This is a genomic window from Vibrio mangrovi, from assembly GCF_024346955.1.
Lineage (GTDB): Bacteria > Pseudomonadota > Gammaproteobacteria > Enterobacterales > Vibrionaceae > Vibrio > Vibrio mangrovi.
This window is the reverse complement of record NZ_AP024883.1, coordinates 1,277,277-1,302,087: the sequence shown is the minus strand read 5'-3', so window position 1 is coordinate 1,302,087 and position 24,811 is coordinate 1,277,277. Positions and strand designations below refer to the sequence as shown.

Sequence of the window (24,811 nt, the reverse complement as noted above, 5' to 3'; positions counted from 1 at the left end):
TAAAACTGGAGTTTTCTTCTATGAATATATTTAGTTCAACGTCACATGCTAGTATTGTAACCGGTTTCAATTTTCATAAGTTAACAGAGACAAATAAAAACGGTGTTTCCTCCGAAAAAAGACAGATTCAAGAACAGACTGCCCATGACCGACCTTTAGAACCCAATGCGAACAAGCTTGATCAGGCCATGCAAAAATATCGTGAAAAGCAGCTCGCCTACAATTTAGACCATCAATCCGAAATACAACAGGCCGATCAGGCTGCTCCGACAGATCCACATGACACAACAGCATTAAAAGAAAAATATCGGGATACCGTACAATCTCATCTTTCAACCTATCAGGAGATAAGCGATATTTTACGGGCACTGGAACAACAGGGTGAGCACTTCTCCTCCGGATTACAGCAAGAGATATCTGAATTTCGTGACTCACTGGCAAAAATAGAAGAGCAGCGCCCTTATCTGCTGGAAGGTCAGGATCCGGAAAGCGGCAAAACTGAATTCAGTGATATAAAGACTCTGGCCAAGTATGCTCACGATGATTATATTTGCGAACAGAAGGTGAATAATCTGCTGGAAGCCAAAGCGGATAAAATCCTGCCACTGGTTAATGACATGAATCACCTGTCTCTGCTATCAAAAATCACAAAAGACCACATCGCAAATACCAGCAAAACGGTAGAACATGACTCGCTGCATCTGGTGCAATCCATGGCAACAACCCGAGCGGCATTACGGATGGAAACCAAAGACGCATTAGCTGAATCACAGGTTCAGGCAGATATCATTAATCTCCTCGGTACAGCAATCGAAAGCTTTGACCAGCCTAAGATCGATCACAAGAAACATGGTTTCCGCCACTGGCTGAAGAAAGAAGCCAACCATCTTGGTATGCATTTTAAAACTCCGGAGCAATACGGAGAGAAAATGGCCAACCATATCAAATCCGAAACAGGCCTTCTTTTAGATGCAGAAATGGATAAGAAAAGCCTGCTGCTACATATCACTCAAAAGAATGGAGCGGTTGGTGCACAGCCATCAGAAGGTTTTCTACTCAATTTGCAAGATACCTATGATTCAATCGACAATAAATATGAAAAACTTGCGTTTAGTGAAGCTATAGATGCCAGTGAACATATTCAGTGGACAACAAATATTGACGGGAAGAAGACTTTATCTTACACACCCTCCGCGCTGAAGAAACTTGAAGAAGCACACGCAACACCAGGCGTTTCTGCGCAGGATAAACTGCAAATGGGGCTTTCCAATGCAGTTGACGATATGAAGCTCATCCCACTCAAAAAATCGCTGATTACATCGTTCCAGCCTCAGGTGGATCAACTTCAGCAAAAAGCCAGTCATCCATTTCATCTTGAAAACCATATTGCACAGGGGAAAGCAGAGATTACCAGTAATCTGATGAACGATCTGATGTTAAGTACGGATGCCCAAAGTATGCAGGAAAAAATTGTTCTGGCAGCACAAATACACAATGAATTATGTCAGAACTCCCTGACCGCAAAAAATGGCGGAACCACAGCAATTTTACTCGATGATATGTATAAAGCGGTTTCCCGCTATCGTAGTATTTCTGATTAGGTATTCAGCAAAGGTGATGATGAAATAAATGCCGGAATATGAACTATTCCGGCTTGTATTGTATTATCTTTCTCAAACGGCAGATGAATCATTAATCTCGTTTGAACAGTGGTAGATACCGTCTAGTCTTCGTAAGGAACAAAGACATCTCTCAGACTGACATTACTCACCGGATCATAATCCTGGCCATTGAACGGACGGTAGAAAATAACAGAGAAACCAGCGAGGAACGGCGCATCCTCAACTTCATAAAGCACATAACCATTTGAATGACGATTAACCGGAATACCTAAACCATTCTTCGCGATTTTCCACTCTCTGGCCGGTAATGCTCCCATCTCCTCGACATCACGTCCTGATTTGGACAGAATCCGTTTCATATCGCCATCACTATATGAGTATTGATCTTCATGCTCGGACCAATGATGATGCTCTGCTTTTTCTTTGAGAAGTGCCCGCATTTTTGGCTTAATAGACGCAAGTCTGTCTTGTCTTTCTTTTGAAGCCTCAATACCGGCAGACTGATATGCTTGTTTAATTTCAGCAATATCCCTAATGTCATTGTCAGCATTCTTTCCATAAAGCCGGGAAAGCCATCTGACATTCAGATAATCATCTGATTTCAGTGTATTATACTCTTTTTCATAATAAGCCAGTTGCTCATCGAACAATTTATCACACACAACCTGATAACCTTCCTTACGATATTTGGCCGCATTGTGGACTAAATCCAGAAACTCACCCACTGAGATTTTTTTCGGGGGAATATTCACACTGGCTTTCGGATGCAACTGAATCAGATTCGGTAACTTTTCTCTCACTTGTGCTTCAATAGAAACAAACTGCGCATAAGACTCTTCAAACTTAGGAAACTTACCCAAATAGTAATTGGTATTAGTGTCCTTATCTCTGCCGACCATTAACAGCTCAATAACACCTTCCCACTGAGTTACCATTTTTGAATATGCACGTTGCTCCTGAGTCAGCGTTTCATTGAGCTGATGTTGTGCTTCCCGGTTATCTTTCAGTTGTTGGATCGCGGCAGCATATTCCTCAATTTTTTGTCCGACCAGAATTGCATCTTTATCATTTTCCTTAAATTCATCGGAAACTTTACCGTAATATTTACTTGCCTGCTTAATCGTTCTTTCTGCAGATTTAATATTATCTTCTTCAATATATCTCTGCATACTATTGATCTTTTTGAGCGCTAAAGCGGTCTGCCGTTGATCAACCTTGAGCTGTTTTTCCTCTGGTGTTAGTTTCTTCGCCTCTGCAACAGGTGTTGCCATCAGGATGGTGACAAAGGATGTCGTTACAACCATTGAGCCAAACAGCAGAGCAGTCAGCACAACTTTAGAAATAGATCGGCTTTTCATATATCGCCTCTTACACGATTAGTAAAAAATGATTGATCGTCAGGATCTGGCACCAAACAGGGATAAATATCCGAAGAGACTTAAAGCCTGTATTTTGATGCCATTTAGATATATAGATACTTAGATATATAGAGGAGATTATAATTAGAAATACTAATATGAAATGAATGACGTATGATTTTTTCTGTCAATATCACAACACACATCCAGCCGCATATATTGCAAATGAATCACTATGATATTTATCAAAAAATGGCTATATAAATGAATTTAAAAATACGATAGTTCAACCCAGTTATGACTTAAAAAATGAAACGGTTCTATTGGCATAATCCTCAGCAATACTTAATTCACATGACATTCTGACCGGCCAGACTCACACACTTTATGAGAACACACCATCCTTTATGAGAACACACAGTAAGAGTAAACAACTTAACGTATGCTCTCTGGTATAATGAACCAATCGTTGCTGTCCGATTTTAGGATTTACTATATACCGGTCTCCGTAACCGTTTCTCCCGCAATTGATCTAAAACAGAGGCCAGAGTGTCCGTTGACCAATTATGATCCCGTAATAATCTCAAGTGTTGATACACATCCTTCAAATTATTTAAGGCCATCATAATTTTATTTTCTAATTCAGTGTGAGTCGTTCCTCCGGAGTTCTGCCGGGAATGTGACCTGTTGTGATTTGAGCATTTAGCAGACATAACTAGTCCTTCATATTCTGAGATTTCAACATAATGAAGATCTGGAAAACAACACACCGATAACCGGATGACACAACTGAATCCACGCAGTAGCCAGTTATAAAATTTCCGGAGAAATGATGATCTTCATCCATCTAATCTAATGAGTTGCATATTTATGGCACCAGTTCCATATCATTCTGTTTTTATATTACCGGTAGATTGCTGATGATGTGGTCAAACCAAATGAGACTCCGGAATTGCAGCAATAATTTTGTGAAATTCTTATGAAAAAAGTTATCAAATATTCACTGGCTAAACTGTAAATTCACTCTGTTTTGAAATTTCAGGACTATTATCTTTTTCTTATTGTTAATATTTAAACCCATAAAAATTGAAGGAAATCACAAAAATAAATATTCATGATACATTTCGCACTAACAAATATAGGACAAAAATATAAACCCAAATTTAACATTCAATGTACTATAAACAACCGACCGGACGTTACAAAATTAAAATTTCCCAGATATATATCTAATTCATCATCTTATATTATTTTTTGGCTTTCTCATCAGAAACTCACAAAATCAAACCAAACCCACACAAAAATAACATTTAACTATATGTTTTTTAAAAAAATAATATCCGATAGGCAACAAACAACTCTGTCACTTGACACATATAATTATCTTTTGCAATCTAATATCCCGAATTAGTGACGCAAGTCAATAATTGCAGATGCAACATTGTTACTAAAAATACAGGGAACCCAGAAAGGACTTCTCGATTTTAAATAAAAAAGGTAATGGATTATTATGAAAAAAACGCTTATAGCGCTAGCAGTGCTTTCAGCAGCCAATGTGGTTAATGCTGCTGAAATTCTCAAAACAGATGCCGCATCCGTAGATTTTTACGGCCAGCTCCGTGAAGAATTAAAACAGGTGGACTGGGGAAATAAAAGTGATGATGCAAACACCACTTTATCTTCAGGTTCATCCCGGGCTGGGGTTAATTCTATTTACACAATCACTGATGATATTGATGTACTGGCAACCGTTGAATTCGGTATCGGTCAAAGCAATAGTGGCACAAGCCGTAAACACTATCTTGGTTTTGCTTCGAAGGAATGGGGCACAATTACCGTCGGTAAACAGAGTATTCTGAGCGATGATGTCTGGGGCGTAGAGAACGACTGGATTGGCTTAGGTTATAGTGTGCTTCCCGAAGCTCAGGCCGAAGGCTATGAAATGAACTGGCTGCAGGATGCGATGATCAAGTATACGCTTGAAGGTTCAGCAGGCTGGTTAAAAGTGGCTTATTCATATGACAACGGTAATGATGATCCGACAACCGCTGAATTATATGCAGGAACAACCTTCGGTAATGTAGAGTTGTACGGTGGTGTTGGCTATCAGGAAAATAAAACGACCACGACAAAGACCAAAGATGTGAGTATCACAAGTGGCAGTAACACGTATACGGTTGAATCTAAAACAACAACCGTGAACAGTCAGGAACTGACACACGAAATGCTGACCGTGAACTATAAAGGTGATGGCTGGAATTTAGGTACCACATATTGGCATCTCGAATTAGAAGACAATGCAGCCAACACAAAGCTCACTTCAGATTCTGTTGCACTCGCAGGTTCTTATAGTTTAACCGAGAAACTATCTGTCTACGGCGGTTACGAATATATTAAAGATTTCCAACAGGAAAATAACGACTTTGACGGCGTATACTCTGGTTTGTTTTATCAATATGCAAGCTGGACGAAGTTATACGCTGAAACTGGTGTAAACGATTCAGATAAAATAGGTAGCGATAGCTACTGGGGCATCGGTGTCCGTGTTTACTGGTAATCGGTAAAATATCATGGTAACGGCTCGTCTGCCTTCGGGCTGTTACCATATCGATAACCATCATCTTCTTTATAAAACTTTCTGTTGATTATCCCTACTCTGATATAAGTTGTTCCTCTCACTCATAACAATCTCTATTCAAGGAATAAAGATGAAAACATCATTGTCACTACTCTTAACTCTCTCAATTGGAGTCATTTCATATACAGCTGTTGCTGAGACTGTATTACAGATTCCGGATAGTGTTGATATTCTCGCGATCAATGCGAAACAACCTGAAATGGCAAGTGGCTTATTCCCTTCAGATAAAGAAACCTTAAAGAATGGTGTGAACCAAATCGTATTTAAATACTCACCTGCTTTTGAAATTGGTGAAGATATCAGACACGCCTACAGTCCGGTCATTATTGCAAAATTTGCAGCATCAGATACCAATCTTCATTTTAAACTACCGTCCTACCGCAGCCTGACTCAGGCCAGAGAAGAAATCGGACATATGAAATGGACGTTAGTTGATGACAACGGCAATAATGTCGTACTGGCAGAAGATACTCTGCATAAAAATGGTATTCAGGTTGGCCGCGACTACGCACAAGAAGCACAAAATTACAATGCCGGTTCAGGTATTGCCGCCATTCATTCAGACGTAGCACCAGAAGCCCAGAATATCACAACACTTCAGCAACCTGTAAAACAACACCATTCTGTACCAGTAGCGACACCATCAGCGAAACAGGCACATGCAGATACTCCGAATGTGACGCAGTTGAAACGCTGGTATCAAAAAGCTACAGAACAAGAACGAAAAGTGTTCCGTAAGTGGATTATCGATCAAGAGTAACGGTCCTGTATTTTAGTTACTCAAATATAAAAGGAGAGCATGAATTCCGCTCTCCTTTTTATAATATACAACTAAGTTTGATGTGCGTTATATTGACTGAATCAACCTAATTTATGCCGCTGATATTTGCATAGCCAACTCTTTACCTTCTCCGCGGTGTGCATCCAGTTCAGCCACTAAAGTTGCCGGAACATTCAGACTGTGGCTATCCGGATGTTGTGCCAGAAACTGAGCTTTCTGTGTTTCATCCGACAGAATATCCCAGGAACGATTAATATCCCGGGCAAAATGGAGTAATGTCGCGTACTGAGGACTTTTTGTTGCTTGCTCCGGTGTTTCACAATGTGCTATTGCATCGATAACCAGATCCGGGAATTTCCAGTTAGCCGCAAGTTCACCACCCAATGCTGGCGCCGTTGTATCGAGAATCTCCCTTTGCGCATCAAATGGATCCATTCCTTCCTGAACCCGATCCTGAATCTGTAACGCCTGCTCCGGAACCAGTGAATGGATCATTAACTCCCCAACATTATGTAACACGCCAATCGTGAAAGCCTCATTTTTATCCACACCGGCAAGAGGAGCTAACTGGCTGGCAATCACGGATACTTCGAATGTATTGATCCAGTATTGCTCCATATCCAGTGTTTTCACACTACTGAAAGCACTGGAAAGGACAGAAGCAACAACCAGTGTCTTCACGGCTCCAATGCCAACCCGAATCAATGCATCATTCACCGATGAAATAGTTTTGCTGCCACCGAAATGAGCCGAATTTGCCATTCTTAGCAGACGTGCACTCAGAACCTGATCCATAGAGATTTTCTTGGCCAATGCTATAAAATCAATATCTTCCTGATTGACCATCTCAAGAAGCTCTTGTAAAAGGGCCTGAATACGTGGCAGTTCATTCAAGCGATTTATCATTTCTGTCCGGCTCATTTATTATTCTCCTAGTCAAAACTCTACAATTGAAGCTTAGGCTATAGAGTGAAAAATGAACAAAATACTCACCGTATCTCTGTAAGAAAACAGATATGAACACTTAACCTGCTCTCATCAAATAAAAAATACTTGACCCTGTACCCAGATACAGGGTTTAAACTCATAGTATGACATCATATCGAAGAGAGAATGTCGTATGACTACACTCAAAAGAGGGCAACTGGCGAAAGAAGTGGGCATTTCTCCGGAAGCAATCCGTTACTACGAACGACAGGGACTATTGCAAGCTGGCAGAGACAGCAACGGATACCGGCGTTTCGATGTCTCATGTATTGACCGGCTTAAATTCATTCAACGAGCTCAGAGTGTGGGTTTAAGTTTGAAAGAAATCGGAGAACTGCTGGAACTGGAAATTGCCCGGGGCGAACACACCTGTGAAGAAGTCAAAGCGATCACTCAGGCAAAACAGCAGGAGATTCAGCAGAAGATCCGAGAACTGCAACATATGTACGACGCACTGACTATTCTCAATAACCGTTGTTGTGGTGGTTCTCACTCTGCGGAACATTGCACCATTCTGACTGCTCTGGCCGATACCGAATCTACTGAGGAAGTTTCTCATGAACACAATAAAACTCATTAGTCAGGCATTTATTGACTTATGGCTGGATGCAGCATTCTGGTTATTACTGGGGCTGGTTATCGCAGGGCTGCTGCATACTTTCATTAAAAGTGATCGATTGGGAGATCACTTAAAAGGCCACGGGTTCTGGCCGGTCATCAAAGCTGCAATTCTGGGGATTCCTCTTCCTCTGTGTTCATGTGGTGTCATTCCCGCAGCTGTCGGACTACGCAGAGCCGGGGCATCCAAAGGTGCAACAACCGCTTTCTTAATCTCAACACCGGAAACCGGTGTTGACTCAATCGCTATCTCTTATGCACTACTCGGCCCATTTATGACGGTTGTCAGGCCAATCGCTGCTATTTGCTCATCAATTGCGGCCGCAGTTTTAGTCTTATCAGGAGAAAAAACAACATCTCATACGCAGGAAACAAATATACAGCAAACTTCCTGTGAATCTTCCGGTAGTAGCTGCTGTTGCCACAAGCAGTCTCATCCGCAGAATCAGCCAGATTCAATATCTCACAGAATATGGCAAGGCCAGGTTTATGCGTTTACTGAATTGTTAGGCGATTTATCACTCTGGCTGTTAGTTGGTTTACTCATATCAGCCTGCGTTGTTGCGCTCGTCCCTTATGATGCACTGGCAGAAATCAGCCGTGGTGCCTGGGCAATGATTGTCATGGCTCTGATCGGGGTTCCAATGTATATCTGTGCTTCAGCCTCGACACCTCTGGCCGCAGGTTTGTTAATGGCCGGAGTTTCCCCCGGAGCTGTGCTGGTCTTTCTTCTGGCTGGCCCCGCCACGAATGTAGCAACATTGGGGATTGTCCGTAAAGAAATGGGCTGGCACGCTCTGAGCAGTTACCTGATTGGGGTAATTGGCGTTGCTATTGGTTTTGGTTATCTGACCAATACACTGGTCGAACTCTGGCAGATCGATATTCAGAGCGAACTGGGAAGCAGCAATAGTCTCATGCCACTCTGGCTTACCGCTCTATCTGCGTTTGTACTGGCATTAGCTGTAGGAAAAGATCTCCTGACACGGGTTTACCACTCACGCTTCAAAAAAGCTTCAATCCATAGCCATAGCCATAGCCACTAAGAGGTGTTGGTCTCAAACGTATTCTGGCTCCACACCGGAACAGAATACGTTTTTGTTCTCTGTTGCTCGATACTTCCTGTTTTATACCTGAAGTGAATGACCGACGATCGTCTGTACAGTCATTCCACTCGATACAACCGCAGCTCCCATCGCAATGACTAAATCCGGATCCCAGGCAATTCTGCCAAAGCGCCCCACCTGACGAATGACCATCTGATAAACTTCCCGTAGCCGGGTCGCACCGCCAACAAAAATCAACTCATCAATATCTTTTGATTCAAGATGCGCATCAAATAATACCTGCTTCACGGAAAGAGCTAACCGTCTGAGTAGACCCTGCCATATCTGCTCAAGCTCAGCTTCTGTAACAACAATTTCCTGATTCCAGGGCGCGGGTAAAATAATCTTTGTTTCCGTAGAAAAATGCTGTTTCGCCTGTTCACAAACCTGAAATATCTTCGATAAATCCGCCAGAGGCACCGTCTCAGAGTTTAATGTCAGCTGATTCATGACAAATACGCTCAGAGCCGCCGTAAAATCATCTCCACCAAGCCGGTGATCCCCGGTGGCTGCCAGAACTTCAAGCGTTCCTCTCTGTAATCCAACTACGGTGACATCGAATGTCCCGCCACCCAGATCAAAAACCAGAAACCGATGTTCATGGGTCAGATGAAGACTATAGGCCAGGCAAGCTGCAACCGGTTCATTAATCAGACGAACAACATAGAGATCAGCCAGCACTGCAGCACGGTGTATTTCTTCCCGCTGCTGGTCATTAAAATAAGAAGGAACAGCAATGACAACATTACGAATGGATTGCTCTAAGTAAACTTCAGCATCAGCTTTCAGCGATTTCAGAACCAGCGCACACAGCTCTACCGGTGTATACTGCTGCTCTCCCAGCAGATAACATTTCTCTGTTCCCAGAAAGCGTTTAAATGCAGAAACTGTCTGATGGGGATTTGTAATCAACCGGGAATATGCAGCATCACCAACTAATAACTGCTCATTATCATCCATACTCACAACTGAAGGTGTCAGATATTTACCCTGTGAATTCGGGATGATTTCTGCCTGCCCGTTTCTCCAGACAGCAATCGCGCTGTTAGTTGTCCCTAAATCAATTCCTATCGCCAATTCATGATTCACCATATACATCATCCTTGAATATCGGCACTCATATTAAATTACACGATATACCACTATTTTCTCAGGGTGAGTGCACAAATGTGCTGAATATATGGCGTATTTTCACCGGATTTAAATTTCCGGTTATCTAATAATGATGGCATTCATAGGATGTGTCTTAACAAAAGGAGTTTGCACATTGGCTTTTACCCGTTTTCAACTCACCCTGACGATCGTGGTCGGAATATGTGTCACCTTTCTGGCATCTACCATTAAAAGCAGCTATCAAATCTATTTTATTCCACTGACGGAACATCTCTCCGTCAGCCAGGGGGAATTGTCTGTCTCCGGCGCCCTGTTTGGTCTGTCTGTCGGAGTGATGTCTCCGCTCGTCGGATGGATTTGCGATCGATATGGTGCTCTTCCAACGATCTTCAGTGGTGCAGTAGTGACTGTTGTGGTTTTTCTGCTTCTGACATTCACAGACAGTTACCTATTATTCCTGCCTTTCTACGGAGTGCTGGCAGCCTATGCGCTGACAGCCATGACTTATGTTCCACTGGGAATGTTTATTGATCAGGTATTTCATCAGCGACAAAAAGGAATGGCCTTCGCCGCGATCTCAAATGGGACAGCAATTGGCTTCATCCTGCTCTCTCCTATTCTGGTCTGGCTGAGCGGATTCATCTCATGGTCAACCATCTGCCTGATCATTGGTCTGATATTTCTGGTCGGCGTCGTACCGATGATTCTCCTGCTCAATCGCAAACTTCCCAAGCCATCTGTAAATGCCGGACAATCCAGAAACCAGGTGACGCTACGGCAAGTGATGAACCAGATGAAAACACCCGTATTCATCTGTCTGGCTATTTCTTTTGCCGGATGTGGTGCCTCAATGGGATTCATTGATGTTCACCTTGTCCCCTTAATACAGCAACAATTCACATCCATCACTGCATATCAGGAAGTGGCAGCTTCAACTCTAAGCCTGTTGGGTATTGCAGAATTATGTGGGGCAGTCATTATTGGCTGGTTATTGAGAAACGTCTCACCGACCACACTTTTAACCATCCTTTATCTGATTCGGGGCAGTTCACTGCTACTCATCTATGATACACACTCAAGCATTGCTTACCTTTCTTTTGCAGTTCTGTTCGGACTCACTTATATGGGAACGGTCATCATTACTTCTCTGATGTGTCTGAACTGCTTCGGCAAACAGATGAAAGGGCGTCTGTTTGGTTTTTTGTTCACCGCTCATCAGCTTAGTGTCTTCCTGACTGTGTCAGCCGGCGGTATTTTATATGACGTTTTCGCCCACTATCACTATGTTGTTTTACTGTTGGTTCTATTCTGTGGTTTATCAGCTTTTGCCGCAGGTCTGTTATCCCGTACAGCATCACCCACAGCAAGGATAGGAGAAGAATGGGAAGAAGCCTGACTGGGTAGTGAAGCAAAACGTTTTTTCCACAGTGAACGAAATGAAGTGGGATTCGGGAAACCGGATAAGTATGCAGCCTGCTCTACACCCATGCCATTTTCGATCAATCCCTTGGCTTCATACAGACGGATATCGGCAATATAGTCCCGCAACGTGGTATTGGTCTGCTCCTTGAACGTCCGTTGCAGATGTCGCTGTGATATCCGAAAGTACCGGCATAACTCGCTGACCGTCAGCGGCTGGCGGTGATTTTCCATAATATAATCCTGAACAGCATGAATCAGCGGGCTGATATGGTTACGATGTTTCAGGTGCATGGAAATCTGAGGATCATGAGCCATTCTGCGACGATGGACAACAAGTTCTCTTGCCACATCCACGGCGGTTTTTACTGAAGAAAGTATACCGATAAGATACAGCGTCGTATCAACCCCGGCTGTGACACCGGCACTGGTAATCATGTTCCCGCTGTGAACAAAAATCCGATCAACCAAAACCTGAGTTTCCGGAAACTGAGTCGCCAGAACCCCGGCCAGATCATGATGAGTCGTCACTTCCTTTCCCCGGCTCAACCCTGCTTTGGCAAGCAGAAAAGTACCGGTACACACACCAATAATATAAGTATCGGGGCGTATAGCTTTTTTCAGCCAGTCGATACTTTGCCGGGAAATCTCATCGGTATAAATGTCATCCGTGTATTTTGAACCACAGACAAAAATAATGGCATGCTCCGGCAGTTGGTCCGGAGGTGAGGCAATATGCGCCAGTGACAGTCCCTGATGACTCTCTATCTGACCGGAAAAACCAATAAAGTGAGTGTCAAACTGATGTGTCAGACGATTGGCTTCATCAATTGCCTGAACGGGTCCGGCCAAATCCAGTAAATGAATTTGTGGATTAATCAGAAAATAGACTTGATACAGGCTTGCCATACTCACTCCATCAATAAGAAGTCTTGCCCTGGAAGAGTACAGGGCAAGATTCTCCTCAGACGATTGGACGCTGTCCCCGACTGATCAGTTTCAGCAAAACGCGGTCTGCCGCTTCCCCGGCAATTCCCGGTAGTTTCTCTGTCAGTTTTTTCTTTTGCACGTAATGGACAGAAAGAACCTTCTTCTGCTGGCAGGCATCCATAACTAAATCATCTGATGTCCGGATGTCATCAATCAATCCTAAGTCTTTCGCCTGAGTTCCAAACCAGTGTTCTCCGGTAGCGACTTTATCAACATCAAGAGATGAACGGTGCTCCCGGATGAAGTGCTTAAACAGCACGTGAGTCTCTTCCAGTTCCTGTTTAAATTTATCGCGGGCTTTATCCGTATTCTCACCGAACATCGTCAATGTACGCTTAAATTCACCGGCGGTCAGTTGCTCAAATTCAATATCATGCTTTTTCAGCAGCTTATTAAAGTTTGGTAATTGGGCAATCACACCAATTGAACCGACAATAGCAAAAGGAGCAGCAACCAGTTTGTCTGCGATACAGGCCATCATATAACCACCACTGGCAGCAACTTTATCAACTGCAATCGTCAGCGGTAAACCGGCAGATTTCAGACGATCAAGCTGTGAAGCTGCCAAGCCATAACCATGAACCATACCCCCACCGGATTCGAGCCGCAGCAACACTTCGTCCCCGGATTTGGCAACGGCCAGAATTGCAGAAACTTCTTCCCGGAGAGAGGTCACCTCTTTCGCATCAATACTGCCATGAAAATCAAGTACAAACAGGTGCGGCTCCCGCTGAGACTCCAGATCTCCTTCTTTTGCTGCCTTTTTGATCTCTTTTTCGGCAGACTTATGTTTGGCTTTCTCTTTTTTCTTCTCAGCTTTATCCCGCGCTTTCATATAAGCATCATCATGCATATACTCTTCTAGTTGATGCGTGGTCTGTTTATACTTTTCCGTTAGATCGGTAATTTCCAGTTCGCCTTTAGCTCCATGGCCTTTACCACTGACTGATTTCACAATAACCAGTAAAGCGACAATGGCGATAACCAGCGTCGCAATCTTGGCCAGAAACAGACCATAATCCAATAAAAATTCCAATGTTCTCATCCTCTTCTATACGAATTGGTGTATTGTAACTGTCTTAAACAACAAAGCATAACAAAAGGAGGCTAGATGAATTATTCTGTTTCATCAAACACACTAAAAGACCGTGTTATTCTGGTTACCGGAGCCGGAGACGGAATTGGAAAACAGGCTGCAATCAGTTATGCCCAATATGGAGCCACTGTGATCCTATTGGGACGAACGGTAAGAAAACTTGAGCAGACTTACGATGAGATCGTATCTCTTGATGCACCTAAACCTGCCATTATTCCTTTAGATTTGCATGGAGCAACTCAGCAGGATTATCGTGACATGGCACAAACGATCCGGGACCAGTTCGGTCATCTGGATGGTGTTCTTCATAATGCCAGTCTGCTGGGAACACTTTGCCCGTTTGAGCAAATCGAACTCTCGACTTACGATGATGTCATGCAAGTCAATGTACGTTCACAACTGATGATGACTCAGGCGTTATTACCATTACTACATCAGTCCGACGATGCCCGGATTGTCTTCACGAGCTCAACAGTCGGTCATCAGGGCCGGGCGTACTGGGGAACATATGCAATCTCAAAATTTGCAACGGAAGGAATGATGCAGATACTGGCAGACGAGCTCAGTGAAACCAATATTCGGGTCAATGCGATTAATCCAGGCGGTACCCGGACAGGAATGCGTGCTCAGGCATTTCCGGCTGAAGATCCGGAAACATTGAAAACACCATTTGATATTATGCCGTTATATATTTATCTCATGGCTCCTGAAGGTCAGGCAGTTCACGGCGAGTGTATTGCCGCGCAAACCAAAGATTAGTGCGAACTGAGGGTATGTTGACCTTTCATGATGATTTAATGCTTTCTTATAAGTCTATCGACTTAGGATAGTCAACATACGCTGGATATGACTCCGGGTCATAAACTGACCCGGAATTCAGACAGGAAAACAGATCAGCCACATTCAGGATAAAACTTCCCGCAACCGATCCTGAGCAACTTCAACTAACATATCCGGCTGAAATTTCGAAATAAAACGATCACAACCGACTTTTTTTACCATGGCTTCATTAAAACTGCCGCTCAGTGAAGTATTTAACGTAATGTGCAGATCTTTCATCCGCTCATCATTACGAATTTCATAGGTCAGTTTATAACCGTCCATTTCCGGCATTTCTGCATCAGTGATCATAAACAGAATTTCTTTGTTCACATCCTTACCGGCATCGCACCAGCTCCGGAGTAACTGATATGCCTCAAGCCCGTCTCTGCACTCAATAATCTCCAGTCCCAGTTGAGATAATGTACCTTTAATCTGATTCCGGGCGGTTGCCGAGTCATCGACAATCAGAACTTTTCGTCCGACCATTTCCGGCATCAGATTCTGATCCAGAACTTCTGCCGAAATTGAAACATCGTAATGAATGATCTCTGCCAGAACCTTTTCCACATCGATAATCTCAACAATGTGCGTCTGATCCTGCTCTTTGATCTGCGTGATTGCCGTCAGATAGTTCGCCCTTCCGGCGGTTCGCGGCGGAGGCTGAATCTCTGTCCATGCAGTATTGATGATATTCCGGACCTGTCCGACCAGAAAACCCTGAATAGTCCGGTTATATTCGGTAATGATCAGGTTTTGCTCTTCCGACTCGGTTTTCGGCGGAGGAAAGCCGATTGCTCTTCTCAGGTCAATGACGGGAACGGGCTCTCCTCGCAGAGAAGCCACACCGGTAATATTAGGATGTGCACCGGGCATTTTCGTCAAAACCGGAACTTTAATCACTTCTTTGACTTTAAACACATTAATCGCAAAAATCTGTCGACTATTCAAACTGAAAAGGAGCAGTTCAAGACGATTCTCTCCGACGAGATTCGTACGTTGGTCAACCGTATTTAAAACACCTGACATACGAGCTTCCACCAATTAAAAACTGTTAATAGTATATACCCAAACGCCATCGGGTGTTATGCATCACCAGCCACCAGCATCTCGTATTCATTGACACAATGAGGCTTCCGGTATCAGCATTCCCGATTCAGTCTGATGCTTGCTTATAGCCAAATGACGGATATACATAACATATCGGAAATAGTAAAAAATACTTTACTAACTAACTGTGAGACATATTAAGCGATAAAGCTAGGAGAATAAATCAGAAAATAGACAATGACAGGGAATCAGCCAGTGATCTTACCTCTTACCTGTCAACAATGGTCATCAGCAACGAGCCGTCATATAACGCTTGTTTAATCAATGCAGCTCCCGGCATTGTCGATTGTTTGTAGAAACGGGATTCGACAATTTTCACCTGATCCCGATAGGCAGGATTACTTTGCGTCTCGATATACTTCAGCATTGGCGGGTATAAAATTGCTTTTGCCTGATTGATGACACCGCCGATCAGAACTTTTTCCGGATTAAACATATTAATGACAATGGCGATGGCTTGTCCAAGATGTCTTCCCAGCCGATCCATAATGTCACACGACAATGGATCGCCCTGAGCTGCGGCCATACAGATATCTTCAATGGATATCTCCGTCAGTCGGCTCAGAGATGATTCTTCTCCGTTTGCAATCCTCGCGATAGCCTGCTCCCGGAGAGCCTTCGAACTCGTTACGGTTTCCAGGCATCCACGATTACCGCAATGACACGGTAAACCCTGCGGATCAATCTGAATATGCCCCAAATCACCGATGTTCCCATGCCTTCCCTGCAACACACGTCCATTCACTATCACTCCGGCATTCAAACCGTTATGAATTGAAATCAGTACTGAATTCTCGTCTTCCTGAGAATGACCGAACAACTTTTCAGCCAGTGCCCAGGCACGGGTATCATTGGCGATAAAAACCGGCAGGCCGGTCACCTGATAAATTTCAGCTCCCAGTTCAAGGTTATGCACATTGTAATGGGGCATCTGCAATACCACACCATTATCTGCATCCACCAGACCGGGAAGTGTCACAGCAATACTGGTTACCCGTTCGAGCTGTTGAGTATAAGTCAGAAAAAACTCTTCGATTTCGTGAAATAAACGAGCCAGTAAATCATCCTGATCAACTTCGTGAATGTCGATTTTGGTATCAATCAGGACATCACCGCTTAATTCATGCAATGCAATGGTCAGATATCCCCGCCCCAGCCGGATAGAGAGAAACTGCCAGCCTTCATTCCGGGTTTGTAAACCGACAGCAGGCCGGCCACGACTAATCGCTTCCTGAACGGTGGTTTCATGGATCAAATGGGCATCAATCAGTTCACGTGTAATCTTGGTGATACTTGCCGGAGCAAGTTCACTCTCTTTAGACAGATCAATACGTGAAATAGGACCTTTTTGATCAATCAGCTTATAAACGCGACCAGCATTAATCTGCTTGATATGATCAATATGGCCTGGCTGAGCCGTATACATGATGTGCTCCAGAAATCAACAACCTGCTAATTTTTTTACTTTGCAAAGTAATTGTGAAGCGATTTGATATCCGAGCGTGACAGGCATCACGTACGTTGCATCAAGTTTGTGTTGAGAGTCAAATGTTCACCTCTCCGGAACTCCCTGAGCCACCAATATTTTCTTTGCAAAAATGTTAAATTCTGATGCTTTCATCCGGCGCTTCAGCTGTTCTCAGATATACTTAACAGTGCTCGTTCTACGATTTTCAATCAGGAGCACATCATGCCGAAAAAAATACAACGAAGAACAAAAATTGTAACCACCCTCGGACCCGCAACCGACCGGGACAATAATCTTGAAGCACTGATCCGCGCCGGAGCCAATGTCGTCCGGCTGAATTTTTCTCACGGAACAGCAGAAGATCACCGGCTGCGAGCCAGAAAAGTCCGTGAGATCGCAGCAAAGCTTGGACAGAGTGTTGCGATCTTAGGAGATTTACAGGGACCGAAGATTCGTATTTCCACCTTTGCCAATGACAGAATCACCCTCAATGTCGGTGACCGCTTTACACTGGATGCCGATCTCCCACCCGGGGCCGGTAATCAGGAATCCGTTGGTATTGATTACAAGAACCTGCCGGATGACGTTCAACGGGACGATATTCTGCTCCTTGATGATGGTCGGGTTCAGCTTCAGGTCATCATGGTTGAAGGGAGAAAAATCCATACCTTTGTGACCGTTGGCGGACCATTATCTAATAATAAAGGAATTAACCGTCAGGGAGGCGGGCTTTCTGCTCAGGCACTAACCGAAAAAGATAAACAGGACATCCTTCTGGCTGCTGAACTTGAAGTAGAATATCTGGCAATTTCATTTCCCAGAAACGGGGAAGATATGCAATACGCCCGGCGTTTAGCCCGGGATGCCGGACTAGAGGCAAAGTTGGTTGCCAAAGTCGAACGGGCGGAAACTGTATCCAATCAGGCGAATATTGACGATATTATTATGGCGTCCGACGTCATTATGGTTGCCCGGGGAGATCTCGGCGTTGAAATCGGTGATCCGGCATTAGTCGGTGTACAGAAAAAACTGATATATCGGGCAAAAGCGTTAAACCGTGTTGTGATTACTGCCACTCAAATGATGGAGTCGATGATAGAACATCCGATGCCAACCCGGGCTGAAGTCATGGACGTCGCCAATGCAGTTATTGACGGAACCGATGCAGTGATGCTGTCCGGGGAAACAGCAGCCGGGAAATACCCTGTTGAAACTGTGAAAGCAATGGCTGAGGTTTGTATCGGTGCAGAAAACGTCATGGAAGTAAAAACTCAGGGCTACCGACTGGACAGCACCTTCGTCACGGCAGAAGAAACAGTTGCAATGTCCGCAATTTACGCAGCCAACCATATGGAAGGTATTAAAGCAATCGTCACAATGACCGAGTCCGGCAGAACTGCACTGATGACTTCTCGCCTGAACTCAGAGTTGCCTATCTTTGCTCTCTCTGAAAATGAAAGCACATTAAACCGGTGTGCCCTGTATCGTGGCGTAATTCCTTTATACTTCGACAGCCATAAAGATTCCGCCTACGATATTGCACTGGAAGCCCTTGCCGTTCTGAAAGAGAAAAAGCAGCTGGAATTCGGTGACATTGTTATTATTACTCAGGGCGATGTGATGGGTGTAGAAGGCAGTACCAATTGTATGAGAATCCTGCCAGTATTTTAATTGCAGCGCATCGAAATTATTCAAGTAATCCTGACTTCGATGTTTCCAGAGGCTGACCACACTGAATCCGGGCAGCCTCCCAACTGCGAATAAAATTATATCCGGCTTCGAGCCCCTGTTCATAGTCCAGTAGCAGATCGCTTTTTCTGCTTAGCAACGTATTGGAGCGTAGTGGCTGTTCCGGGGCGATCTGTATAACAAAAACATCATCCGGTGGGCGTTTTAAAAACTCCAGAGTCAGAGCATAGGTCTGATAATGTACCATCAACATATCAGCCAGACGCGTATCAACCGAACCACCTATCAAGTGGCTCATCCGATACAGATGCTCTGCACCAAATAACCAGCGCCCGCCATTCAACCGTTCTTCCCGTGGAGCAAGCAACATTTTCTGACGCAGATATCCACTCCAGTCTTGCCGCCACTGAGTCACCTTTTGCTGCCACTGGGTTTGCAGATAATTCAGTGACTGACGTAACCATGCTTCATTTGGTGCAGACGTCAGAGGAGCAGACTGTAATTCTATTTCATCCCCTTCGATACTTTCCGTACGGATGACTGCAATGAAACGAGCTCCCTGTCGCCAGGCTTCCTGTACCGGAATAGAAGCCGAAATACCGCCATCAACATAAGCATGTCCAGCAACATCTATCGGCTGAGGGCACAATGTCGGAATAGCACATGTTGCCAGCAGGACATCTCTCCAGTTTGGCTGAATAATCGGTAAATAATGATCAATCAATTTATCTGAACTGGTGACAGCTGCATATGCCTGCCTTTCACCCAAAACCTGACGGCCCATATCCAAATCCAGCCGATAAGGATATTCTACAATCCGATCAAGCGCCCACGATAAATCAACGTACTGTTTTTTCCGGATATAGGAAAAGAGATTAAAAAATGAAGAGTCTGTTGTCAGATCGGTGATGAATGCTTTCCCAAGCCCTTGCTGACGGCAGAGGAATGAACACAGGTTCAAAGCACCCGCAGAAGTCCCATAGTAAACGTCAAACGGGTCAAAGTTAGATAAATTAAAAGCATCCAGAACACCGGCAGTAAAAATCCCCCGTTGGCCTCCTCCCTGAGCAACCAAGGCATTTTTCCCACCGATAAACCGAGATAAACGGTCACAATTTCCTATGACCTGTTTTTCAGAAATTACACCAACATTTCTTTCCATAGGCCGCTGTAATTCAGTTAGCGATAGCGATCAATCCGGAAGCAATTAATACTGCAAAAATAATTCCTGTGATTATCACTGCATATTTCAGATCAACATCCATACACACCTCCAGTGTTTCGAGTCTCTGTTCGAAGACTCATATTCAGACGAGAAGAAGTAAGTAAAATGCTTGTTACCGCCTTAAGCTCTTACATCTATCTTACATGAAGACAATGAGTGTCAATTTTTTAATCACACTTATGAAAAGGATATCACAAATATTCACAGAAGCATGGCCGGAAACCATGATTAGTTTCAGTAAAACATGTACGCTTTTCTGACAGCAGAATCACCGACAACAGAAAAAGATAAACATCGCGACAAATCCACCTAAAAGGCGAGTAATACACTAGTTCTAGAATAGAATTCAGGTAAAGACCACTCCAATTAAGATAGCCCGAATTACTACATAACTCACAAATATCAGATAAAAACACCATAAATCAGACAAATAAATAATCATATACACCATGAATAAAAACACAAAAAACACATATAACTACAACACAACATATCCACCAAATTTACAATCTATTGCCTTTCTATTCATAAATCTGTAATCTCGATGACTATGCGTAGGTAAACATCTCATCTACCGCAGACACACATCACAACACACAGAATAATATTCTGAGATATCGGTTAGAAATAAAAATATAATTCTAAATATTAGTGATTATAAGTAACAAAAATAATGCTGAGGGGTGATGATTCACCCCTTCTATGTTTTAACCAACTATAATCAACTATTAACGGTAAGATGAAACTTCATCGCTCAGAAAGCATTACCAAAGGAGTATCAAATGAAGCGAGAACAATGGGGATCTCGTGCCGGTTTTATCCTGGCAGCGGTCGGATCCGCTATCGGTCTGGGAAATATCTGGCGTTTTCCGTATATGGCCTATGAAAATGGAGGTGGCGCATTTTTTATCCCATACCTTTTCGCCATGCTCACAGCCGGTATCCCATTCATGATTCTGGAATTCAGCATGGGTCAGAAACACCGTGGTTCGGCTCCAAAAACAATTGCCCTGATCCATTCCAAATTTGAATGGCTTGGATGGTTCCAGGTCGGTGTTGCTGCCACCATTGGTGTTTACTATGTTGCGGTCATCGGCTGGGCAATATCCTATTTTGGCCTTTCCTTTACCCAAGGTTGGGGAACAGAAACCAATACCTTCTTCTTCAGCAACTACCTGGGACTTGGTGAAAATACGCCAACAAACTTAGGTGGTATCCGCTGGAATATTGCATTGACCGTTGCTCTCGCCTGGGTCATTACCTACATCGCGATTGTGAATGGGGTAAAATCCGGTATCGAACGTGCTTCGAAAGTCATGATGCCAATTCTGTTTATCATGGTTCTGGTACTGATTGTCCGTATGAGTGTTCTTCCAGGAGCTCTGGACGGTGTCAACTACATGTTTAAACCGGACTTCAGCAAGATATGGGATGTCAAAGTCTGGGCAGCAGCTTATGGTCAAATCTTCTTTACCCTGAGTATTGGCTTTGCCATCATGCTGGCTTATTCCAGCTACCTGCCAGAAAAATCGGACATTACCAACAACGCATTTATGACTGTATTAATTAACTGCGGATTTTCCATCCTTGCAGGGATTATGATCTTTTCAGTCTTAGGCTATATGGCACAGGAACAGGGAAAACCCCTGACAGAAGTCGTATCTTCAGGTGTTGGACTTGCATTTGTCACCCTTCCGGCAGCTATTAACCTATTACCTGCACCGTATATTTTAGGGCCGCTTCTGTTCTTCGCTCTGGTCGTTGCCGGTCTGAGCTCGCATATCTCGATTATGGAAGCTGTAACTTCTGCCGTAATCGACAAAACAAAGTGGCGCCGTAATAAAGCAGCCAGTATCGTGATTGGTGTCAGTTTTATTATCTCGATGGCTTTCGTCACTGATGGTGGCATCCTGCTACTTGATCTGGTCGATCACTTTGCTAACAACATCGGTATTATGGTTGGCTGTTTCGTTGAAATCGTCATGATGACCTGGTTGTTCAAGATTTCCGATATCCGTCATTACACCAACGACAAATCTGATTTCTCAATTGGTGTCTGGTTTGATATCTGCCTGCGGTTTATCACTCCGGTTATACTCGCCATTATTCTTGCGACCAAACTTCATACCCTATTTACCGAAGGGTATGGCGGTTACGATCTGACAATCGGATGGGTTCTGATTGCCGCATTGTTTGTCGTAGGGATCTCAATCAATCTGAAAAACCGTTCCCCGGAGGTATAATATGGATATCAGTTCAATCGTAATGATGGTCATTGGTCTGGGAATTACCTGGGGCGGAGCGATCATCTGTATGAAGAAAGCAATGGATAAGTAATTCAGGCCTATTGCTTCGTTGATAAAAAGAGCCGGCAAACAAATCTGCCGGCTCTTTTTATTATCTGCTGTGAAATTCGTCAGAATTTATAAGTGACACCAGCCGCGGCACCAAGCTGAAGTTCAACATCATCATGTAAATTGAGCTCCGGATGAACCTGACCATAAACATGAATACGGCTTTTATACACCCAGTCAACCCCCAGAGGCAGCCTGAGGCCGAAGTCATCGCCATCATCCCACTCTGCCCATCCACCAGCACCAACATACCAGTCAACAGGGATATTCTGTTGTTCAAACTGACCTTTTTTAAACAAATAGTCAGCACTCATACCATCGTTCCCGGCTGATAAACGATACTGATCATTAAGTTCCAATATTGCACTTAATCCCTGATCTACGCCAATACCCACTGCAACCTGAGGAGATGTTACCGATGATTCTGCATAAGCTATGGATGACAATGTTAAAGCTCCAATAGCAACGATCACTGTTTTCATCGTAAGACTCTCTTATCTGAATGAAGAAATAAGGATTACTTTAATGAGTTAACAGTCATTAATGTCATGAGTGGGTTAATGCAGAATAAAGAAATTCACAAAATTTTCCGTGTCTCTGGGTCGGAGCCGATAGTAGCTATGTTTCCCCGATGAAAATATCCTGCTGCTTTCAGTGCATTGTTTCTTATTACCATTAAAAAAGGGAGCCGAAGCTCCCTTTTCATAAAGTTGAATGAATCAAGTCAATTAGTTATGACCGCGCATCCACTCATCCATTTCTGTTCTCAGTACATCAGAACGTGTACCAAAGATAGCCTGAACACCACCCTGAACAACGACAACACCAGCAGCGCCAAGTGCTTTCAGTTTTTCTTGATCCACTGCATCTGTATCATCAACAGAAACACGCAGACGAGTGATACACGCATCAAGGTTAGTGATATTCGCTTTGCCACCGAATGCAGCAACAAGTGCAGAAGCCATTTCTGATTCACCAGCAACAACATCATCCAATGTTTCATCTTCACGACCTGGTGTTTTGATATCCAGAGCACGAATCACTACAGTGAAGACAACATAGTAAATTACCGCGTAGACAAGACCCAGACCGACTAACAGTAGCATTTTCTGTGCATGTGAAGATTGCACAACAAAATCGATGAAACCATTAGAGAATGTATGGCCGTGAACAACACCCAGAGAGTTGGTCAGAACATAAGCCAGACCAGCCAGAAGAGCGTGGATTCCATACAGTAGTGGAGAAATAAACAGGAATGAGAACTCAATTGGTTCAGTAATACCTGTCAGGAATGAAGTCAACGCAGCTGACGCCATGATACCCATGATTTTCGCACGGTTCTCTGGTTTAGCACAGTGAGCGATTGCAAAAGCAGCAGCAGGCAGGCCAAACATTTTAAACAGATAACCACCGGCAAGCTGACCGAAACCGTTACCTGCAGCACGAGAAGCATCATCTGCAGTCAGGAAGCAAGTCATAATACCGTGAGCAATTTCACCGGCAGAGTTTGTACATGTACCTGCTTCATAGAAGAATGGCACGTTCCAGATGTGGTGCAAACCAAAAGGAATAAGAGAACGTTCAACTACACCGTAGATACCAAATGCCAGTACAGGGTTCTGTTGAGCTGCCCAGTCAGAGAATGCAGCGATTGCAGAACCGATTGGTGGCCAGATAAACGAAAGCACAACACCAAGGATGATAGAGAGGAAACCAGTAATAATTGGCACCGCACGCTTACCGGCAAAGAAGCCCAGATAATCGGGTAACTGAATCTTATAGAAACGGTTAAATGCCCATGCAGCGACACCACCAGCCAGGATACCACCGAGCACCCCTGTCTCGATCGACTCGACCCCCATGACCGTTGCCATCACTTTCAGTGTTGCAACCATGATGCCGTAGCCAACAATCGCAGAAAGTCCGGAAACCCCATCGTTATTTGTAAAACCTAATGAAACACCAACGGCAAACAGCAATGCCATCTGTCCGAATACCGAACCACCGGCCTGTTCCATCAGATGAGAGACAACTTCTGGTAGCCAGCTAAAGTTAGCGGCACCAACGCCAAGTAAGATACCTGCAACAGGTAAAACTGATACGGGTAGCATCAGCGATTTACCTACTTTTTGCAGTTCAGCAAAAAGGCTCTTAGACATATTTTATGCTCCTGAGTAAGTTATTATCTAATATTATCGAGAACTTTTATGGCCACCCCCGTCGCCATTTCCCCAAGTTCTCGTGGAATGTTAACCACATAGGCATTATATTTTCCGGCTCTAAATATATATTGATGCCTCTCAAACTTTCCAGAAAGTTAGCAACTTTAGTTTCAAAGTAATATACAGATCACAGTCACGACAATCACTCTGAAATGGATTACAAAGCACGTAACTCATTCATAAATATAGAATAACA

At 43.8% G+C, this 24,811-nt stretch carries 21 protein-coding genes; 10 read left to right on the top strand and 11 right to left on the bottom strand.

The window, feature by feature from the left end; translation table 11 throughout:
• Positions 1-20 precede the first annotated feature (20 nt).
• The gene (locus tag OCU74_RS05930; protein WP_087480697.1) at positions 21-1,601 is read left to right on the top strand and encodes a kinetochore Spc7 family protein; all 1,581 of its coding nucleotides are present in this window, start codon (positions 21-23) and stop codon (positions 1,599-1,601) included.
• Between the two features lie 122 nt (positions 1,602-1,723).
• Here OCU74_RS05930 and OCU74_RS05925 read toward each other — a convergent pair whose 3' ends face one another.
• Positions 1,724-2,980, bottom strand: coding sequence for a CBS domain-containing protein (locus OCU74_RS05925; RefSeq protein WP_087480696.1), 1,257 nt, complete (start codon positions 2,978-2,980; stop codon positions 1,724-1,726).
• A gap of 1,510 nt (positions 2,981-4,490) precedes the next feature.
• On the opposite strand from OCU74_RS05925, the gene OCU74_RS05920 reads away from it, so the two are divergent.
• Positions 4,491-5,537: a porin gene (locus OCU74_RS05920; protein ID WP_087480695.1), complete on the top strand. Its 1,047-nt coding sequence runs from the start codon at positions 4,491-4,493 to the stop codon at positions 5,535-5,537.
• Positions 5,538-5,688: 151 nt separating this feature from the next.
• Positions 5,689-6,378 carry a DUF2057 family protein gene (locus OCU74_RS05915; RefSeq protein ID WP_087480694.1) on the top strand — a complete coding sequence of 230 codons (690 nt, stop codon included), beginning with the start codon at positions 5,689-5,691 and terminating at the stop codon, positions 6,376-6,378.
• A 111-nt stretch (positions 6,379-6,489) separates the two neighbouring features.
• Here the strand turns inward: OCU74_RS05915 and OCU74_RS05910 are convergent, their stop codons facing one another.
• Entirely contained in the window at positions 6,490-7,320 is an 831-nt protein-coding gene (locus OCU74_RS05910; RefSeq protein WP_087480693.1) for an HDOD domain-containing protein, read from the bottom strand.
• A 199-nt stretch (positions 7,321-7,519) separates the two neighbouring features.
• Here OCU74_RS05910 and zntR point away from each other — a divergent pair, with 199 nt between their 5' ends.
• Entirely contained in the window at positions 7,520-7,966 is a 447-nt protein-coding gene (gene zntR / locus OCU74_RS05905; protein ID WP_087480692.1) for a Zn(2+)-responsive transcriptional regulator, read from the top strand.
• Entirely contained in the window at positions 7,944-9,050 is a 1,107-nt protein-coding gene (locus OCU74_RS05900) for an SO_0444 family Cu/Zn efflux transporter (protein ID WP_087480691.1), read from the top strand. Before zntR ends, OCU74_RS05900 begins: the two co-directional genes overlap by 23 nt.
• Before the next feature lie 81 nt (positions 9,051-9,131).
• Here OCU74_RS05900 and OCU74_RS05895 read toward each other — a convergent pair whose 3' ends face one another.
• On the bottom strand, positions 9,132-10,202 hold the full coding sequence (locus tag OCU74_RS05895) for an Hsp70 family protein (protein ID WP_087480690.1): 1,071 nt from the start codon (positions 10,200-10,202) through the stop codon (positions 9,132-9,134).
• A 175-nt stretch (positions 10,203-10,377) separates the two neighbouring features.
• Here OCU74_RS05895 and OCU74_RS05890 point away from each other — a divergent pair, with 175 nt between their 5' ends.
• Positions 10,378-11,619 carry an MFS transporter gene (locus OCU74_RS05890; RefSeq protein WP_159457411.1) on the top strand — a complete coding sequence of 414 codons (1,242 nt, stop codon included), beginning with the start codon at positions 10,378-10,380 and terminating at the stop codon, positions 11,617-11,619.
• Here OCU74_RS05890 and OCU74_RS05885 read toward each other — a convergent pair.
• On the bottom strand, positions 11,505-12,551 hold the full coding sequence (locus tag OCU74_RS05885; protein ID WP_087480688.1) for a GlxA family transcriptional regulator: 1,047 nt from the start codon (positions 12,549-12,551) through the stop codon (positions 11,505-11,507). The two genes, OCU74_RS05890 and OCU74_RS05885, sit on opposite strands and share 115 nt — an antisense overlap.
• A 55-nt stretch (positions 12,552-12,606) precedes the next feature.
• Positions 12,607-13,668 carry a protease SohB gene (sohB, locus tag OCU74_RS05880; protein WP_087480757.1) on the bottom strand — a complete coding sequence of 354 codons (1,062 nt, stop codon included), beginning with the start codon at positions 13,666-13,668 and terminating at the stop codon, positions 12,607-12,609.
• A gap of 75 nt (positions 13,669-13,743) precedes the next feature.
• Here sohB and OCU74_RS05875 point away from each other — a divergent pair, with 75 nt between their 5' ends.
• The gene (locus OCU74_RS05875; protein ID WP_087480687.1) at positions 13,744-14,487 is read left to right on the top strand and encodes a YciK family oxidoreductase; all 744 of its coding nucleotides are present in this window, start codon (positions 13,744-13,746) and stop codon (positions 14,485-14,487) included.
• Between the two features lie 144 nt (positions 14,488-14,631).
• Here OCU74_RS05875 and OCU74_RS05870 read toward each other — a convergent pair whose 3' ends face one another.
• Together OCU74_RS05870 and mlc are read right to left on the bottom strand one after the other, a co-directional pair.
• The gene (locus OCU74_RS05870) at positions 14,632-15,576 is read right to left on the bottom strand and encodes a chemotaxis protein CheV (protein WP_087480686.1); all 945 of its coding nucleotides are present in this window, start codon (positions 15,574-15,576) and stop codon (positions 14,632-14,634) included.
• A 289-nt stretch (positions 15,577-15,865) separates the two neighbouring features.
• Positions 15,866-17,083 (bottom strand): sugar metabolism global transcriptional regulator Mlc, encoded by a 1,218-nt coding sequence (gene mlc / locus OCU74_RS05865; RefSeq protein WP_087480685.1) that lies wholly within the window; start codon positions 17,081-17,083, stop codon positions 15,866-15,868.
• A 264-nt stretch (positions 17,084-17,347) separates the two neighbouring features.
• On the opposite strand from mlc, the gene pyk reads away from it, so the two are divergent.
• Positions 17,348-18,796 carry a pyruvate kinase gene (pyk, locus tag OCU74_RS05860; RefSeq protein WP_087480684.1) on the top strand — a complete coding sequence of 483 codons (1,449 nt, stop codon included), beginning with the start codon at positions 17,348-17,350 and terminating at the stop codon, positions 18,794-18,796.
• Between the two features lie 16 nt (positions 18,797-18,812).
• Here the strand turns inward: pyk and OCU74_RS05855 are convergent, their stop codons facing one another.
• Both OCU74_RS05855 and cydH read right to left on the bottom strand, forming a co-directional pair.
• On the bottom strand, positions 18,813-19,976 hold the full coding sequence (locus tag OCU74_RS05855) for a patatin-like phospholipase family protein (RefSeq protein ID WP_087480683.1): 1,164 nt from the start codon (positions 19,974-19,976) through the stop codon (positions 18,813-18,815).
• 13 nt (positions 19,977-19,989) lie between these two features.
• Positions 19,990-20,079, bottom strand: a complete 90-nt coding sequence (gene cydH / locus OCU74_RS22085; RefSeq protein WP_143693169.1) for a cytochrome bd-I oxidase subunit CydH — start codon at positions 20,077-20,079, stop codon at positions 19,990-19,992.
• A 742-nt stretch (positions 20,080-20,821) separates the two neighbouring features.
• Between cydH and OCU74_RS05850 the strand changes: the two genes are divergently transcribed.
• Positions 20,822-22,282 (top strand): sodium-dependent transporter, encoded by a 1,461-nt coding sequence (locus tag OCU74_RS05850; protein WP_087480682.1) that lies wholly within the window; start codon positions 20,822-20,824, stop codon positions 22,280-22,282.
• Position 22,283: 1 nt separating this feature from the next.
• Positions 22,284-22,376 carry a MetS family NSS transporter small subunit gene (locus OCU74_RS05845; protein WP_087480681.1) on the top strand — a complete coding sequence of 31 codons (93 nt, stop codon included), beginning with the start codon at positions 22,284-22,286 and terminating at the stop codon, positions 22,374-22,376.
• A 79-nt stretch (positions 22,377-22,455) separates the two neighbouring features.
• Here the strand turns inward: OCU74_RS05845 and OCU74_RS05840 are convergent, their stop codons facing one another.
• Together OCU74_RS05840 and ptsG are read right to left on the bottom strand one after the other, a co-directional pair.
• The gene (locus tag OCU74_RS05840) at positions 22,456-22,875 is read right to left on the bottom strand and encodes a hypothetical protein (protein ID WP_087480680.1); all 420 of its coding nucleotides are present in this window, start codon (positions 22,873-22,875) and stop codon (positions 22,456-22,458) included.
• 246 nt (positions 22,876-23,121) lie between these two features.
• A complete protein-coding gene (gene ptsG / locus OCU74_RS05835; RefSeq protein WP_087480679.1) occupies positions 23,122-24,552 on the bottom strand; it encodes a PTS glucose transporter subunit IIBC in 1,431 nt (476 codons plus the stop codon).
• Positions 24,553-24,811 lie beyond the last annotated feature (259 nt).

Excerpts from the sequence above, each read along its gene's own strand:
- OCU74_RS05930 (WP_087480697.1), top strand. The coding sequence starts at position 21 with ATGAATATATTTAGTTCAACGTCACATGCTAGTATTGTAACCGGTTTC.
- OCU74_RS05925 (WP_087480696.1), bottom strand. The coding sequence starts at position 2,980 with ATGAAAAGCCGATCTATTTCTAAAGTTGTGCTGACTGCTCTGCTGTTT.
- OCU74_RS05920 (WP_087480695.1), top strand. The coding sequence starts at position 4,491 with ATGAAAAAAACGCTTATAGCGCTAGCAGTGCTTTCAGCAGCCAATGTG.
- OCU74_RS05915 (WP_087480694.1), top strand. The coding sequence starts at position 5,689 with ATGAAAACATCATTGTCACTACTCTTAACTCTCTCAATTGGAGTCATT.
- OCU74_RS05910 (WP_087480693.1), bottom strand. The coding sequence starts at position 7,320 with ATGAGCCGGACAGAAATGATAAATCGCTTGAATGAACTGCCACGTATT.
- zntR (WP_087480692.1), top strand. The coding sequence starts at position 7,520 with ATGACTACACTCAAAAGAGGGCAACTGGCGAAAGAAGTGGGCATTTCT.
- OCU74_RS05900 (WP_087480691.1), top strand. The coding sequence starts at position 7,944 with ATGAACACAATAAAACTCATTAGTCAGGCATTTATTGACTTATGGCTG.
- OCU74_RS05895 (WP_087480690.1), bottom strand. The coding sequence starts at position 10,202 with ATGGTGAATCATGAATTGGCGATAGGAATTGATTTAGGGACAACTAAC.
- OCU74_RS05885 (WP_087480688.1), bottom strand. The coding sequence starts at position 12,551 with ATGGCAAGCCTGTATCAAGTCTATTTTCTGATTAATCCACAAATTCAT.
- OCU74_RS05875 (WP_087480687.1), top strand. The coding sequence starts at position 13,744 with ATGAATTATTCTGTTTCATCAAACACACTAAAAGACCGTGTTATTCTG.
- OCU74_RS05870 (WP_087480686.1), bottom strand. The coding sequence starts at position 15,576 with ATGTCAGGTGTTTTAAATACGGTTGACCAACGTACGAATCTCGTCGGA.
- mlc (WP_087480685.1), bottom strand. The coding sequence starts at position 17,083 with ATGTATACGGCTCAGCCAGGCCATATTGATCATATCAAGCAGATTAAT.
- pyk (WP_087480684.1), top strand. The coding sequence starts at position 17,348 with ATGCCGAAAAAAATACAACGAAGAACAAAAATTGTAACCACCCTCGGA.
- OCU74_RS05855 (WP_087480683.1), bottom strand. The coding sequence starts at position 19,976 with ATGGAAAGAAATGTTGGTGTAATTTCTGAAAAACAGGTCATAGGAAAT.
- cydH (WP_143693169.1), bottom strand. The coding sequence starts at position 20,079 with ATGGATGTTGATCTGAAATATGCAGTGATAATCACAGGAATTATTTTT.
- OCU74_RS05850 (WP_087480682.1), top strand. The coding sequence starts at position 20,822 with ATGAAGCGAGAACAATGGGGATCTCGTGCCGGTTTTATCCTGGCAGCG.
- OCU74_RS05845 (WP_087480681.1), top strand. The coding sequence starts at position 22,284 with ATGGATATCAGTTCAATCGTAATGATGGTCATTGGTCTGGGAATTACC.
- OCU74_RS05840 (WP_087480680.1), bottom strand. The coding sequence starts at position 22,875 with ATGAAAACAGTGATCGTTGCTATTGGAGCTTTAACATTGTCATCCATA.
- ptsG (WP_087480679.1), bottom strand. The coding sequence starts at position 24,552 with ATGTCTAAGAGCCTTTTTGCTGAACTGCAAAAAGTAGGTAAATCGCTG.